This is a genomic window from Anaerobacillus sp. 63XJN7_4_ISO-PGPR-S23-413, assembly GCF_056173725.1.
The window spans coordinates 71,448-86,777 of the sequence record NZ_CM149688.1; the positions used below are offsets into that span (position 1 = coordinate 71,448).

Sequence of the window (15,330 nt, forward strand, 5' to 3'; positions counted from 1 at the left end):
TACTAATGGAAACATATTGTAGAACAAACAATAGTAAAAGTGATTGGAGCAATCACCTACAACTTCCAGAAAGTGAGGCAACTTAGATGAAAGCAACAGGTATCGTTCGTCGTATTGATGATTTGGGTCGTGTTGTCATTCCGAAAGAAATTCGCAGAACCCTCAGGATTAGAGAAGGAGATCCATTAGAAATTTTTGTTGATCGCGAAGGGGAAGTTATTCTTAAGAAGTATTCTCCCATTAGTGAATTAGGTGACTTTGCCAAAGAGTATGCCGAGTCTCTTGCAGAACATTCGGGACACATTGCTCTCATATCTGACCGAGATGTCTATATTACAGCTGCGGGGGGACCAAAGAAAGAGTATTTGAACAAAAGCATTGGCGATTCTGTAGAAAAAGCAATGAATGAGCGAAGAAGTTTACTGAACGAAAGTAAGTCAGAGCTCATTGAAGGTGTTCCTGTTGATACAGGTCACGTGATAGCTCCAATTATAGCGAATGGCGATCCAATTGGTACGGTGATTCTACTTGCAAAAGAAGATGAAAAAGTGACTGAATTGGAACAAAAGCTGTCTGAAACGGCAGCTGGTTTCCTAGCAAGACAAATGGAACAATAAGTATAGAAGAAAATGGAGGCCAATGCCTCCATTTTCTTCGTTTTATGAAGCTTGAAAAGTTTCCCACTTTTATTCATGTGATATAATTCGTACATAAACTGGTACTTTCATTTGGCAGGTGTATATGACAAAAGAAGAAAATCAAAAAGGATTTTGGCAAGGCGCACTTCTGCTAACTGCAGTAGCCCTTTTTATGAAAGTCCTCAGCGTCGGCTATCGAATTCCTTATCAAAATATAACTGGTGACATCGGTTTTTATGTGTATCAACAAATTTATCCATTTTACTCAATCGCGATAATACTTGCTACATATGGGTTTCCTGTCGTGATCTCCCGACTTATTTCAGAAGAAATTGCAAAAAGTGAGTATGAGAAGGCTGAGGAGCTTTCACGGTATAGCTTTTGCGTGGTTGTGATTCTAGGCATTACAGGCTTTATTTTGCTTTATACAGGTGCGCCAGCGGTGGCGGCTTTAATGGCGGATCGAAATTTAGTTGGTCCTCTGCGAATGACGGCATTTTCATTTCTTATTATGCCTGGCATTGCTTCAATCAGAGGTTTTTTTCAGGGGCAGGAAAATGTGGTACCTACTGCATGGTCTCAAGTGACAGAACAATCGATTCGTGTTATCGCTATTCTTGCTATTTCAATTGGTCTTGTAGCGGGCGGAGCGGATGCATATGCGACTGGTACAGGTGCAGCGCTAGGGTCAATATTAGGAGGAGTCGCTGCGCTATTGCTTCTTGTAGTGCTTCGATTTAAAAAACGAGTAGCTAAAATAACGAAAATCAAATTTGAGCCTTTTCGGTTCATTGGCATTGCGCGTAGGCTCCTAACAGAAGGGACGTTAATTTGTGTAAGTGCGCTTGTATTGGTGCTATTTCAGTTAATGGATGCTTTAACGATTGTGCCGGGATTAACTGAGCATGGTCTTTCTTCTTTAGAAGCTCGTGAAATGAAAGGGGTATTTGATCGAGGACAGCCATTAATGCAGGTCGGTACCGTTCTGGCCACATCTCTCTCATTATCGATTGTCCCAGTCATTTCTAAAGCGGCTGCAGAGAATAATGAGATATTGATTCGCGAAAAAACAGCTCTTGCTCTTAAAGTGAGCTTTGTAATAGGGCTTGCTGCTGCAGCGGGATTGGCCATTATTATGAGTGAGACAAACATGATGTTATTTAAAGATCAATCCCTTTCTGCTACGCTCAGTATCCTTGCCATTGCAATCTTTTTTAGTTCGCTTAGCATGACGGCAGCAGGTGTTTTGCAAGGAGTAGGCTTAGCGAGAAACGCTGCTCGGTATGCTGGAATTGGAATACTAGTTAAGGGATTGTTAAACCTTGTTCTAATCCCGCTTATCGGTATTAATGGGGCGGCAGTGGCCACGGTTTTTGGCTTTGTCGTTGTCGCTACGCTCGCCATTCTTGCCGTATATTACAAAGTAGGGCTTCTCCAGTACCAATTTCATTTAAGGCGTGCAGTAACAGCCGTTATGTTCATGAGTGCAGCAGTAATCATTCTGCAACTATTTATCCCCTCCTTCCTTTCTAGGGGGCTTTCAAGCGTTTCAGCACTTGGAGGCGCATTACTCGGAGGCATCGTTTTTGGGTTTGCAACATTAGCGCTGCGGGTGTTTACAGAGAAAGAATTAATGCAATTGCCAAAAGGAGAAATTATTACGATCTATCAAAATAAATTACGGAGAGGGGCATAAGCGATGCCACGTATAACAATTGTAGGAACTGGAGCGGGAGATCTCAGTCAGCTTTCACTAGGAAGTTACCGCACGCTTCAGTCAGCTGAACGGATATTTGCTAGGACGCTTGATCATCCCGTTCTTAGGGAATTGATGGATGATGGGCTATCGATGACAGGGTTTGATGAGGTATATGAAGCGAATGAATCTTTCGAGGAGACTTATCGAACCATTGTTAATCAGCTGTTTCATGAAGCACAAAAAGGATCGCTTGTTTACGCAGTACCTGGTCATCCAATGATGGCTGAAGCAACCGTACAGCTCCTGTTGGAAGAACAATCTCAACATGGTGTTGAAGTGACTGTTGCTGGAGGTCAAAGCTTTCTTGATGCGCTTTTTACTGCAGTTCGAATCGATCCTATTGAAGGTTGTCAAATTCTAGATGCCACGCGTTTTACAAAGTCTGAGGTTCAGGTACGTAATCACTTAATCTTTGTCCAAGTTTATGATCAATTTACAGCATCGAGTGTAAAACTCACATTAATGGAGCTCTTACCTGACGATTATGAAATTACTGTACTGCAAGCAGCGGGAAGTCGGGATGAGAAAATCGTCTCTGTTCCCCTATTTGAATTAGATCGTTCGATGGAAGTAAATAATTTAACCGCTGTCTACGTTCCTCCAGTAAAAGAAGAAAATCTTCTCTACCAGGATTTCGGATGGTTACGAAATGTGGTTGCAACACTGCGAGGACCTGGGGGGTGTCCGTGGGATAGAAAGCAGACGCATGAGTCTCTCAAAAAATATTTGATTGAAGAAGCCTATGAAGTATTAGAAGCTATTGATGATCAAGATGAAGAGCATCTCGCAGAAGAGCTTGGTGATGTGCTGCTTCAAGTTATGCTTCATGCTCAGATAGGTGAAGATGAAGGTATGTTTTCTGTGGATGATGTGATTCATAAGCTAAACGACAAATTAATACGGAGGCATCCACACGTATTCGGCGACGAAAATGTGCAAACAGCCGAGGAAGTAGCTGGTGTTTGGAAGCGAGTGAAAGAAGAAGAAAAGAAAATTGCACCATCACAGTTTGATCAGGTACCAAAAGGGCTTCCAGGTCTCATGCGCGCCAATGAAATCCAGAAGGCTGCTGCGAAAGTCGGGTTTGACTGGGACGAAGTTGAACCGATTTGGGCAAAGATTTATGAGGAACTAGCCGAATTTAAAGAAGCTGTAAATGAAAAATCTTTTGATGATCGAGAAGACGAATTAGGCGATTTAGTGTTCGCTGTCGTCAATTTAGCTCGGTACTATAAAGTTGATCCGGAAGTGGCGATCCATCGCACGAATCATAAATTCTTCTCGCGTTTTCAATATATTGAGAATCGGGTAAAGGAAAAGGGACTTGAGATCGAGAATTTATCACTTGAGGAACTTGATCACTTCTGGGATGAGGCAAAAGAAAAAGGAATTTAATAGGGAGCGTTGAAACAAATGAGATTAGATAAATTTCTGAAAGTATCGCGTTTAATTAAACGTCGTTCAATCGCAAAAGAAATTTGTGATAAAGGACGAATTGAAGTGAATGGAAATAAAGCTAAAGCTGGAACAAATGTGAAGGCCGGCGACGAACTGGTGATTTCCTTTGGTCATAAGAAAGTGACGGCCCGAGTTGATGAAATTAAAGAAACAACGAAGAAAGAAGAAGCTAGCAATATGTTTACCATTTTAAAAGAAGAAGCTGCAGGTGAATAAAAAAGATCCGAGAGGGTCTTTTTTTTATTGATGTTCATTTTGAAATTCTCTTTTAATGAGAAGGGAATGGGCTACTTTTTGAATCGTTTTAGCCATCAGAACAGCTTGTTCTAAATGATCTCTTCTTCTCATAGACATGTATCGAGAAGAGGAGGAGAGCGATGGATAATTATTATGAATATGGCACATACGATAAGGCTTCTAACACCCCAGAGCATGATTTAGTTATGAAGTCGCGAAAGTCGCTTGAAATTACAGGTGTGAAGCACGTCGATAGCTTCGATAATGAAGAATTTCTTCTAGAAACAGCAATGGGATTTCTTGCGATCAGAGGGCAGCATTTGAAAATGAAAAATTTAAATGTCGAGCAAGGTCGTGTTTCGATCGAAGGGAAAATCTTTGATCTTAGTTATCTCGATCATCACGAAGGGGAAAAAGCTAAAGGTTTCTTTAGCAAGCTGTTCAAATGACGCTAACGGTGCAATTTTATACGATGGTAGCCATGGTGGCTATGGGGGTGTGGCTTGGTATAGCCATGGATACCTATAGCCGTTTTCTTCATCCAGATAGAAGTAAAAGTTTGTGGCTCTATGCGAACGATATCGTTTTCTGGTTGCTACAAGGGCTGATTATCTTTTATGTTCTCTATCTTGTTAACGAGGGTGAATTACGATTTTATGTCTTTTTGGCCATATTATGTGGTTATGCAGCATATCGGTCCCTTTTTCAACCGTTATATCGCCGTTTACTTGAACGAATCATTTTAATAACTATTGCTATTATTCGTTTTGTGAAGTCTTTATTTATTTATCTTATTTATCAGCCGATAAGGTTCATATTGAAAGTTGTATTTAGCTTATGTATGATGATAGTGAGTATTATGACAACCATTTTTTGGTTTATCTTTAAGTTTTTTTGGGTACCGTTAAAGTGGGGATTCTCGTTGATCTGGCGATTAATACCACAATCGGTACAAATGCCACTAATAAAATTAGCAGGAGTTGCCGATAAAATAAAGAACTACATATACCATTGGTTAACTAAAATACGAAAGTGAGGAGGGAAAAGCTTGGTTACTGCGAATAAGCGTAAGCCTAAAGTTACGGAAGTGCATTCGGAATATCATCAAGAGAAACAGCTACAGGACAAAGTGAAAGAACGAAGAAAGAGAGGTCTTGTACGGCGTCTGACAGCCTTCGCGGTAGCTGCTTTAGCCATAGCTATTCTATTCATCTCCGTATTCACTTCACAGGCAGCAACGATCGAAGAAAAAAACTTACAGCAAAAGCAGGCTGAAGAAGAATTAACGAAACTGAAAGACCAGGAAAAATATTTAACGGAAGAAATTGAGAAACTTAATGACCTTGATTATATCGGTGAATTGGCAAGAAGAGACTACTTTATGTCAAAACCCGGAGAGACAATCTTTAAGCTTCCTTCTTCCTCAAATTGACACGTTGTTTTTTGAAGGGGTATAATTAGCGTACGACTGATCTTTTAAAGATTCTAAGGAGGAGCTTTTTTTACATGGCAATCGAAGTAGGCAGCAAGTTACAGGGAAAGGTAACAGGTATTACAAATTTTGGCGCGTTTGTTGAACTACCAGACGGCAAAACAGGTCTCGTTCACATTAGTGAAGTTGCAGACAATTATGTTAAGGACATTAATGATTTTCTTTCAGTTGGCGATCAGGTTGAGGTAAAAGTCATCCAGGTTGAAAACGACGGTAAAATTGGTTTATCGATTAAGAAAGCAAAAGATCGACCTGCTCCTGAGCGTCCTCAGGGCCGTCCACAAGGTCGCCCTCAAGGTGGAGGAGGCCGTCCACAAGGCGGTGGAAGACCTGGAGGCGGTGGTTTTAAAGGTAAGCCACGCGGTGGTGGCGGACGTCCACCGGTAGAGTCATTTGAGGATAAAATGAGCAAGTTCCTTAAAGACAGTGAAGACCGCCTTTCAACTTTGAAGAAACAAACAGAGTCAAAACGCGGTGGTCGCGGCGCTCGTCGCGGCTAGGGCTTGTTGTCTACTATTTATATTCTATAACAAACCAGGCATGCATTCGCATGCCTGGTTTGTTATATGTGAAGATGTATTCCCTGTCATCTCAGTAAATGTTTTTGGTTAATTTTCTTAAGTAAGTTGCAGTATAGGATTATACGAAATGAATCTTTTATAGTTTCTGAAGAAGATTATAAGATTTTTATGCAAAAATATTAAAAAGAAGTTGACACAAACTTTCTCGCAATGTATTATATATCTTGTGCTTAAGAAAGCAACAGTCTTATGGCGGTGTAGCTCAGCTGGCTAGAGCGTACGGTTCATACCCGTGAGGTCGGGGGTTCGATCCCCTCCGCCGCTACCATTTTTATTAATTGGCCCGTTGGTCAAGTGGTTAAGACACCGCCCTTTCACGGCGGTATCACGGGTTCGAATCCCGTACGGGTCACCACTTATTAGTAATAACTATTCATTTGAATGTTTGTTATATACATAGTCTGCTAAAAAACACCCTGCATTTTATTAATGCAGGGTGTTTTTTTGTCTTGTCTTTCATGATTTCACTATGAGTCCTAGGATTCATAGTGAAAATAAACGTTATTAATATTCTTTTATTGGTTTTATGAGAGTTTCTTTTCTTTTTTATCTTTAACATTTCGACCTTTTATTTCTAGTTGCTTTTTTAGATAGAAAAGCATGAAAAAGCTTTATCTTTCTAATGAAAATTCATACTCTCCTATAATATGGATCGTTCCAGTTGTTTACAGGTTTCTTGTTCTGTCTACAAGTGATTGACAAGCTTCACTGAAAGAAGTCGAGAAGTTTATATCATACCTGTTCTTTTTTTGACAAAAAGCGAATTTCTATTGTGTTTTAATGATTAACACAAACTGCTTCAAGCAGATCGGTGAAAAAAAGAATGAAAGAAAGCAGGTGGGGGAATGCAAAGCGAACTAGTGATGGAAAGGTCAAAATCGAAGGTGGGCAAATGGATTCACGGAACAAAGAGTCGATTAGAAACGATTCTATTCCAGCGAGGTCTTCTGCTTTTTGTGATTGGGTTCCTACTTGGACGAGCTGTTATCCTTACTCAGGTTACTCCTTTCGCTATTCCTTTTTTTGGCGCAGTATTCTTCCTGAGACGAGAACGTGCACCTATGATTATCGTTGCTTTATTAGCTGGAGCGGTATCAACGGCTAATTTGCAGAATACAGCATTTATAATGTGTGGCATTCTTGTTTTTCTATTCATTAATCGTTTTGTGAAGTTATCTTCCCTTTCTCTTGTTAAGACGTTACCCATACTTGTGTTCTCAACGAGTATGTTGGGACGTCTGATCCTAAGTTTACTTACTGAACGTTCATTAGCTAACACAAATTGGATCCTAGCAGCTGTTGAAGGTGCTCTTGGAATGATACTAACCATTATTTTTATTCAGAGTATACCGGTATTATCTATTAAGAAAAGAACTCAGGCTCTAAAAAATGAAGAGATCATTAGTTTTATCATTTTATTAGCAACGATGTTAACAGGAACAATAGGTTGGGTTGTATATGGTTTCTCAATTGAAAATATCCTTTCTCGGTATCTCGTATTAATTTTCGCATATGTAGGTGGAGCAGCGATTGGCTCAACAGTTGGCGTGGTTACTGGCTTGATACTGGCCCTCGCTAATGTAGCTAGTCTCTATCAGATGAGTATGCTTGCGTTCTCGGGATTACTTGGTGGGTTATTGAAAGATGGTAGAAAAGTTGGAGTTGGTATGGGTTTACTGATCGGTACGTTATTAATCGCTTTATATGGGAGTGGTCCTGAGTTTCTATATCCTAATCTGATGGAGTCTGTGATTGCCGTATTACTCTTTTTCTTCACACCATCTAAAGTTACTTCACAGCTTTCTAAATATATCCCGGGAACGGTGGAACATGCGAATGAGCAGCAACAATACTTAAGAAAAGTACGCGACGTTACAGCTAATCGTGTCGAACAATTTTCAAGCTTATTTCAGGCTCTTTCTAGTAGCTTTACAGATGCCGATCTTCAAGGTGAAGAACAGTCAGAACGCGAAGTTGATTATTTTCTAAGTCACGTTACAGAAAAGACTTGTCAAAATTGTTTTAAGAAAGAAACTTGCTGGGCGAAAAACTTCGATGCCACCTATGGGTATATGACAGGGATAATGGAGGAACTGGAACAAACGGCGGAATTGACTAACTATAGTCTGAAGAGAGATTTCGATAAGCACTGCATTAAGGCAAATAAGGTGATTGATCTTATTGGAAAGGAGATGAGTCACTATCACGCCAATCGAATGTTAAAAAAACAAGTTCGTGAAAGCCGGAAGATCGTTGCCGATCAATTGCGTGGAGTGTCGCATGTTATGGGGGATTTCGCGAAAGAAATACAAAAAGAGCGTGATAACCTCCACCAACAAGAAGAGCAAATCATGGATGCCATTCAAAGTATGGGTCTGGAAGTAGGACAGGTGGAAATCTACAGCTTAGAAGAGGGAAACGTCGACATTGAGATGAAGATACCTGCCTGCGGAGGGAGAGGAGAAGGAGAAAAGGTCATCGCTCCAATGCTGTCAGATATTCTAAAGGAAAACATCGTCGTGAAAAGAGAAGTGTGTGCAGAACATGAGCACGACACATGTCACCTTTACTTTGGTTCAGCTAAAGATTTTGTGATCGAAACAGGCGTAGCAAATGCAGCGAAAGGAGGAGCTTGGATATCTGGAGACAGTCATTCTACGATTGAGCTAGGTGCAGGCAAATATGCTATTGCGATAAGTGACGGAATGGGCAATGGAGAGAGAGCGCATCAGGAAAGCACGGAAACCATTCAACTCCTTCAAAAAATTCTACATTCAGGAATTGATGAGACGGTGGCGATTAAATCGGTTAACTCTGTTCTATCTTTACGAAATACCGACGAAATATTCTCAACGCTTGATTTAGCCATGATTGACTTACAGGATGCTTCAGCCAAGTTTCTTAAAATTGGATCAATTCCAAGCTTTATAAAAAGAGGCGATCGAGTCATGATGGTGGAATCTGGTAATCTACCGATGGGGATTATTCCAGAATTTGATGTAGAGGTCGTAAGTGAACAATTAAAAGCTGGGGATCTCTTGATCATGATGAGCGACGGTATTTATGAAGGGGTTAAAAATATAGAGAATCCGGAGTTCTGGATGAAGCGGAAAATTAGAGAGCTTTCAACAGATAAGCCACAAGAAATTGCAGACCTCATCATGGAAGAAGTAATTAGGACGGAGTATGGCAGAATTGATGATGACATGACGATTGTAGTGGCAAGAATAAAACGTAATGTGCCTAAATGGTCAACTATTCCAATCTATTCAGCTCCTTCATTCAGGAAGAAAAAAGCGCAGTAGGTAAGTATAAACTCTCCTCCTAAAGGCGATGCTTGTAACAGCAAAAAAGGAGGAGTCGAGATGAAGAAAGGAACGCTAAGACAGATTCTATTAATCACAGACGGATGTTCAAATCAGGGGGAAGATCCGGTTGCAATGGCGGCTCTTGCACGGGAGCATGGAATGACAGTGAATGTAATTGGAGTGCTAGACGAAAACGAGCGGACAGATCATGGACTAAAAGAAATTGAGAATATTGCATTATCTGGCGGGGGCATCCACCAGCTTGTTTATGCTAAGCAGCTATCGCATACGGTACAAATGGTTACACGTAAAGCGATGACCCAGACGATTCAAGGATTCATTCATAAAGAATTGCAATCGATCTTGGGTAGCGAAAAAGAAATAGAAGATTTACCACCTGACAAACGGGGGCAGGTCGTGGAAGTGGTCGATGAACTGGGGGAAACGATGGATCTCGAAGTGTTGATTATGATCGATACAAGTGCGAGTATGCAGCATAAACTTCCTACGGTAGAAGATGCCCTTCTTGATCTTTCAATTAGCCTTCATTCAAGAATCGGTGAAAACGAATATTCTCTATATGCATTTCCCGGGAAACGAAAGCAAGTAGAACGTCTAATGGATTGGACGCCAATGTTGAAAGATATTCATACCATTTTTCCAAAGCTGACATCTGGAGGCATTACGCCAACAGGTCCGGCATTAAAAGAAGCGATCGAAGCTTATCAGAAAAAACGCTCAAAGAGAGGGCTATTAGATGACGGGTACTTCGAAGAATCAGGCAGCTGATGTTTCTCGTGGAACAAGACTAAGTGGGAAATGGAATCAGCAAAGCTACCAAATTATGAGGAAATTAGGTAGCGGGGCACTTGGTACAGTATACTTAGCTGACTCTGCAAGGGGGCGAGTCGCATTAAAATTAGGTACTGATAGTATGTCCATTACGTCAGAAGTGAATGTTCTAAAACAGCTTTCGGTGGTCCAGGGAACAGTTCTTGGGCCGTTTTTCTATGAGGTGGATGACTGGGAGATAAATGGGAAGCGTTATCCGTTTTATGTGATGGAATATATTGATGGTGAACCTCTTTTTACTTTCATTGAACGTAGAGGAAAAGAATGGATTGGGATTTTAATGCTTCAATTGCTCCGTGATCTTTCAGCCCTTCATAAAGAAGGCTGGGTTTTTGGTGATCTAAAACCAGACAATCTTCTAGTAGAAGGATCGCCTCCAACTATGAGATGGCTTGATGTGGGAGGGACGACTTCAATGGGAAGGTCAGTGAAGGAGTTTACGGAGTTTTTCGATCGAGGATACTGGGGGCTTGGCAACCGAGTAGCAGAGCCGTCGTATGATTTATTTTCTGTAGCTATGATCGTAATAAATGCCGCTTACCCTAAGCGATTTGACCGTCCTAAAAAAGACTCAGAAACCTATTTGCTCAATAAAATGGAACAAAGTCATCTGCTAAGGGAGTATAAGCCAATTCTTCGAAAGGCTCTACTAGGGAAGTATATACATGCTCAAGATATGCGACAGGAGCTTTTTTCCCTACTGCAAGGAGATAAGTCAAAGGTCCGTAAACGACCAGAAGCACCTTCTAACTCAAGGGTAGCCTCAAGGCAGAAGCCTCCAAAACGTGTGAAACAAAAGAGCTCAAAATGGATTGAAACCGTACTAATAGTTGCTTTTCTTCTATTCTTCTATACTTTATACTTAGTTGGTCATGTTTTTTAACAGAGCCTATATAAAAGAAAGGTTTGAAAAAGACGTAGTTGGGTTATTAGTACTAAAATGAAATGCTGTTTATCGAGACAGTGAGTGAGAGGAAGACAGAGTTTGTTGCAAGATGTCGAACGTTTTATCCACAAGCATGATTTAATCAAACATGGGGATACGCTAGTTATTGGAGTTTCTGGAGGACCAGACTCTGTTGCGCTACTTCACTACTTAGTAAGTTTAGCTCCCCGATTAAAATTATCAATTGTTGCCACGCATGTGGACCATAGTTTACGGGGAAAGGAATCTGCTGAGGATTTAGCGTTTGTGGAGAGCTATTGTGAACAAGAAGGGATCATCTTTGAAGCTTCTACGGTAGATGTGAATGCTTACAAAAAGGAGCGAAACCTCTCTACACAAGTTGCAGCACGAGATTGCCGCTATGATTTTTTTCGAAAAGTAATGGAAAAACATCATGCTAGCGCTCTGGCCCTTGCTCACCATGGAGACGATCAGATTGAAACAATGCTTATGAGACAGGTTCACGGTAGCTCAGGTTCTGGACTTTCTGGGATGCCGGTCCAACGTCCCTTCTCAACTGGAAAAATCATTCGTCCGTTTCTATGCGTTACAAAGGAGCATCTCGTGAACTATTGTAAGGAGCATTTACTTGGGTATAGGCTCGATCCATCTAATGAGAGCAATCAATATATGAGGAATCGTTTTCGGAATCATGTGTTACCTTTTCTTAAAGAAGAAAATCCCAATGTCCATACAAGATACCAATTATATAGCGAGCGAGCTCAAAGTGACGAAGCATTTTTAATGAATTTAGCTAAGGGATATCTCGATGATGTGATCATCGATCAATATGACAAATTTGTGAAGTTGGATAACAAGGCGTATGATTGCCTTCCTATTCCTTTACAAAGAAGAGTGATTCATCTAATATTAAATTATCTTTATACAGGCAATGCTCCTTTTTCTTCTATACATATTGAGGATTTGCGGTTAATGCTCGATTCTGAGCACCCTTCTGCTTCCCTTAATCTACCCCTGGAACTGAGGGCGGTAAAATCTTATACCACCTGTTATTTTTCTTTTGAAACCTTTTTGCAACCAGAACCGTATAAGTATCATCTCCCTTTATGGGGTACTGTCGAAACGCCACTTGGAACGATTACGGCCATTCCAGTTAACGACGTTCCGCAACACCTGACAAGTGATGATCTTATTATTGAGGAGCAATTGCTTCCTGCGGTTGTGCGCTCCAGGCGTCCTGGTGATCGAATTCAGCCAAAAGGCATGATAGGGACGAAAAAGGTAAAAGATATTTTTATCGACCGTAAAATAGACCGTTCAGAACGCGATGTATGGCCAATCGTTGAGGATGTGATGGGCCACACAATCTGGGTCGCTGGAGTAACTCGTTCTGAAAAGGCAACACTGTCTGCAAAAAAGAATCAGCTCGTGCACGTGCACTATGAGAAAAAAACACTTACATAGGTTGGGAGGGCAATACCACTGATGTTAAATGAAATTCAAGAAACACTAATTAGTGAAGAACAGATTCAAGAGAAATGCCGCGAGTTAGGGAAACGGCTTTCAGATGAATACGAGGATCGCTTTCCGCTTGTAATTGGCGTCCTTAAAGGTGCAATGCCTTTCATGGGTGATTTAACAAAGCGGATGACTTGTCATCTTGAGATGGACTTTATGGACGTATCAAGTTATGGCAATTCAACCGTTTCTTCTGGTGAAGTAAAGATAATTAAAGATCTTGATACTTCCGTAGAAGGACGAGACGTTCTTATTCTCGAAGATATTATAGATAGTGGGTTAACGCTTAGCTATTTGATCGACCTTCTAAAATACCGTAAAGCAAAGTCGATTAAGATTGTAACGCTTCTAGATAAGCCTACTGGAAGAAAAGTTGATTTAAAGCCGGATGTGGCAGGATTTATCGTACCTGATGAGTTTGTAGTCGGATACGGTCTTGACTTTGCTGAAAGGTATCGTAATCTTCCGTTTATCGGGATTCTTAAACCCGAGATTTATCAAGGTTAATTTGTTGTAGTCAGTTGTGCCAGTATGGTAAGATAATCTATGGTTTCCTGTTCGTGGGAGGAGGTAAGGAATGAATCGTATCTTCCGAAATACAATATTTTATTTGTTAATATTCCTCGTCGTAGTAGGTGTAGTCAGTTTCTTTAACGGAACAAATAATGACACGAATGTCCTCGATTACGGCGAATTTCAGTCCAAATTGAATAATGGTGAGATTCAAGAGTTAACGTTACAACCTGAGCGTGGGGTTTACACTGTCACTGGTCAATTAGCTGGTGGCGATGAAGACAGCGAAGATGCCAATGCATTCGTAACGAATGTACCTGACTCAGAGAAAGCTGTAGAGAATATCTTAACTGCAGCTGACGAAGGGATTGTAGAATTAACGACAGAACCAGCCCCTGAACAAAGTGGGTGGGTTACATTTCTAACAAGCATCATTCCTTTCGTTATTATCTTCATTCTGTTCTTCTTCCTACTTAACCAGGCTCAAGGCGGCGGTGGCCGTGTCATGAACTTTGGTAAGAGTAAGGCGAAGTTATACAGCGAAGAGAAAAAGAAAGTTACATTTAAAGACGTAGCTGGTGCAGATGAAGAGAAGCAAGAGCTTGTTGAGGTCGTTGAGTTTTTGAAGGATCCTCGTAAGTTTGCTGCAGTTGGGGCCCGTATTCCAAAGGGTGTTCTATTAGTAGGACCTCCAGGTACAGGTAAAACGTTGATCGCACGAGCGGTTGCTGGTGAAGCAGGCGTTCCGTTCTTCTCAATTTCTGGTTCTGACTTCGTAGAAATGTTCGTAGGTGTCGGTGCATCTCGTGTACGTGACCTATTCGAAAATGCGAAGAAGAACGCACCTTGTATAATCTTTATTGATGAGATTGATGCAGTTGGTCGTCAGCGTGGTGCAGGTCTTGGCGGCGGTCACGATGAGCGTGAGCAGACGCTTAACCAACTTCTCGTTGAAATGGATGGCTTTAGTGCAAACGAAGGTATCATTATCGTTGCGGCAACAAACCGTCCTGATATTCTTGACCCGGCACTTCTTCGTCCTGGACGTTTTGACCGTCAAATCCCGGTAAATCGCCCTGATGTGAATGGTCGTGAAGCGGTACTTCGAGTACACGCACGTAACAAACCTCTTAGTGATGAAGTCGATTTGAAAACAGTCGCAATGCGTACACCAGGGTTCTCTGGTGCAGATCTTGAAAACTTGTTGAATGAAGCTGCTCTTGTTGCTGCTCGTCATAACAAGAAGAAGGTTGATATGAACGATATCGATGAAGCGACAGACCGTGTTATTGCTGGGCCCGCTAAGAAGAGTCGCGTGATCTCTGTAAAAGAGAAAAATATCGTTGCTTATCACGAAGCTGGTCATACAATCATCGGTACACAGCTTGATAATGCAGATGTTGTTCATAAGGTTACGATTGTTCCGCGCGGACAAGCTGGCGGTTATGCTGTAACACTTCCTAAAGAAGACCGTTACTTAATGACAAAGCCTGAATTGGTCGATAAAATCATAGGCTTACTCGGTGGGCGTGTTGCCGAAGAAATTACATTCGGTGAAGCAAGTACCGGAGCAAGTAATGACTTCCAACGTGCGACAGCCATTGCCCGTAGTATGGTTACAGAATATGGTATGAGTGAAAAGCTAGGTCCGATGCAGTTTGGATCAGGTTCGGGAGGAAATGTCTTCCTTGGACGTGATATCCAAAATGAACAGAACTATAGTGATTCATTCGCCAATGAAATTGATCTTGAAGTTCAAAAGATCATCAAATCAGCTTATGAGCGTTGTCGTGAAATACTCCTTGAAAATCAGGATAAGTTAAATCTTGTTGCTGAAACGCTTAAGGAAATTGAAACGCTTGATGCTGAACAAATTCGTTCTCTTGTTGAAGAAGGAAAACTTCCTGAAGGTCACCATGCAACTGGTAGTTCAGAAGATGTGAAAGTCAACATCTCTAAAAAGGAAGATAAGCCTGAAACAGATGAAGAACAAGAATAAGTAAGATTGAAAGTAGGATGTCTTAAGGACGTCCTGCTTTTTTATTTATAATAAATCCATGTTATCTG

Annotated in this window: 14 protein-coding genes and 2 tRNA genes; all 16 read left to right on the top strand. The window is 41.1% G+C overall.

Going from position 1 to position 15,330, the window contains the following annotated elements; genetic code table 11:
- Positions 1 to 86 precede the first annotated feature (86 nt).
- Positions 87 to 617: a stage V sporulation protein T gene (spoVT, locus tag AC0VYO_RS00360; RefSeq protein ID WP_194222601.1), complete on the top strand. Its 531-nt coding sequence runs from the start codon at positions 87 to 89 to the stop codon at positions 615 to 617.
- 124 nt (positions 618 to 741) lie between these two features.
- Positions 742 to 2,334 carry a putative polysaccharide biosynthesis protein gene (locus tag AC0VYO_RS00365; protein ID WP_475366280.1) on the top strand — a complete coding sequence of 531 codons (1,593 nt, stop codon included), beginning with the start codon at positions 742 to 744 and terminating at the stop codon, positions 2,332 to 2,334.
- Between the two features lie 3 nt (positions 2,335 to 2,337).
- The gene (yabN, locus tag AC0VYO_RS00370; RefSeq protein WP_430243487.1) at positions 2,338 to 3,792 is read left to right on the top strand and encodes a bifunctional methyltransferase/pyrophosphohydrolase YabN; all 1,455 of its coding nucleotides are present in this window, start codon (positions 2,338 to 2,340) and stop codon (positions 3,790 to 3,792) included.
- A gap of 18 nt (positions 3,793 to 3,810) precedes the next feature.
- On the top strand, positions 3,811 to 4,071 hold the full coding sequence (locus AC0VYO_RS00375) for an RNA-binding S4 domain-containing protein (RefSeq protein ID WP_194222604.1): 261 nt from the start codon (positions 3,811 to 3,813) through the stop codon (positions 4,069 to 4,071).
- Between the two features lie 161 nt (positions 4,072 to 4,232).
- Positions 4,233 to 4,541, top strand: coding sequence for a sporulation protein YabP (gene yabP, locus AC0VYO_RS00380; protein WP_194222605.1), 309 nt, complete (start codon positions 4,233 to 4,235; stop codon positions 4,539 to 4,541).
- Positions 4,538 to 5,128: a spore cortex biosynthesis protein YabQ gene (gene yabQ, locus AC0VYO_RS00385; protein ID WP_430243485.1), complete on the top strand. Its 591-nt coding sequence runs from the start codon at positions 4,538 to 4,540 to the stop codon at positions 5,126 to 5,128. Before yabP ends, yabQ begins: the two co-directional genes overlap by 4 nt.
- A 12-nt stretch (positions 5,129 to 5,140) precedes the next feature.
- Positions 5,141 to 5,524 (top strand): FtsB family cell division protein, encoded by a 384-nt coding sequence (locus AC0VYO_RS00390; RefSeq protein WP_226616861.1) that lies wholly within the window; start codon positions 5,141 to 5,143, stop codon positions 5,522 to 5,524.
- Between the two features lie 74 nt (positions 5,525 to 5,598).
- Positions 5,599 to 6,084 (top strand): S1 domain-containing RNA-binding protein, encoded by a 486-nt coding sequence (locus AC0VYO_RS00395; RefSeq protein WP_194222608.1) that lies wholly within the window; start codon positions 5,599 to 5,601, stop codon positions 6,082 to 6,084.
- Positions 6,085 to 6,356: 272 nt separating this feature from the next.
- A tRNA-Met gene (locus tag AC0VYO_RS00400) sits at positions 6,357 to 6,433 on the top strand.
- A gap of 12 nt (positions 6,434 to 6,445) precedes the next feature.
- Positions 6,446 to 6,520: transfer RNA gene (locus AC0VYO_RS00405), tRNA-Glu, on the top strand.
- Between the two features lie 490 nt (positions 6,521 to 7,010).
- Complete coding sequence (spoIIE, locus tag AC0VYO_RS00410) at positions 7,011 to 9,470, top strand: stage II sporulation protein E (RefSeq protein ID WP_430243483.1); 2,460 nt, start codon at positions 7,011 to 7,013, stop codon at positions 9,468 to 9,470.
- Between the two features lie 60 nt (positions 9,471 to 9,530).
- Entirely contained in the window at positions 9,531 to 10,262 is a 732-nt protein-coding gene (locus AC0VYO_RS00415) for a vWA domain-containing protein (RefSeq protein WP_404684336.1), read from the top strand.
- Positions 10,231 to 11,208: a serine/threonine protein kinase gene (locus tag AC0VYO_RS00420; RefSeq protein WP_430243479.1), complete on the top strand. Its 978-nt coding sequence runs from the start codon at positions 10,231 to 10,233 to the stop codon at positions 11,206 to 11,208. Before AC0VYO_RS00415 ends, AC0VYO_RS00420 begins: the two co-directional genes overlap by 32 nt.
- A gap of 102 nt (positions 11,209 to 11,310) precedes the next feature.
- A complete protein-coding gene (tilS, locus tag AC0VYO_RS00425) occupies positions 11,311 to 12,696 on the top strand; it encodes a tRNA lysidine(34) synthetase TilS (protein ID WP_475366281.1) in 1,386 nt (461 codons plus the stop codon).
- Between the two features lie 21 nt (positions 12,697 to 12,717).
- Complete coding sequence (hpt, locus tag AC0VYO_RS00430) at positions 12,718 to 13,257, top strand: hypoxanthine phosphoribosyltransferase (RefSeq protein WP_098445932.1); 540 nt, start codon at positions 12,718 to 12,720, stop codon at positions 13,255 to 13,257.
- A gap of 70 nt (positions 13,258 to 13,327) precedes the next feature.
- Positions 13,328 to 15,262 carry an ATP-dependent zinc metalloprotease FtsH gene (gene ftsH / locus AC0VYO_RS00435; protein ID WP_430243475.1) on the top strand — a complete coding sequence of 645 codons (1,935 nt, stop codon included), beginning with the start codon at positions 13,328 to 13,330 and terminating at the stop codon, positions 15,260 to 15,262.
- Positions 15,263 to 15,330 lie beyond the last annotated feature (68 nt).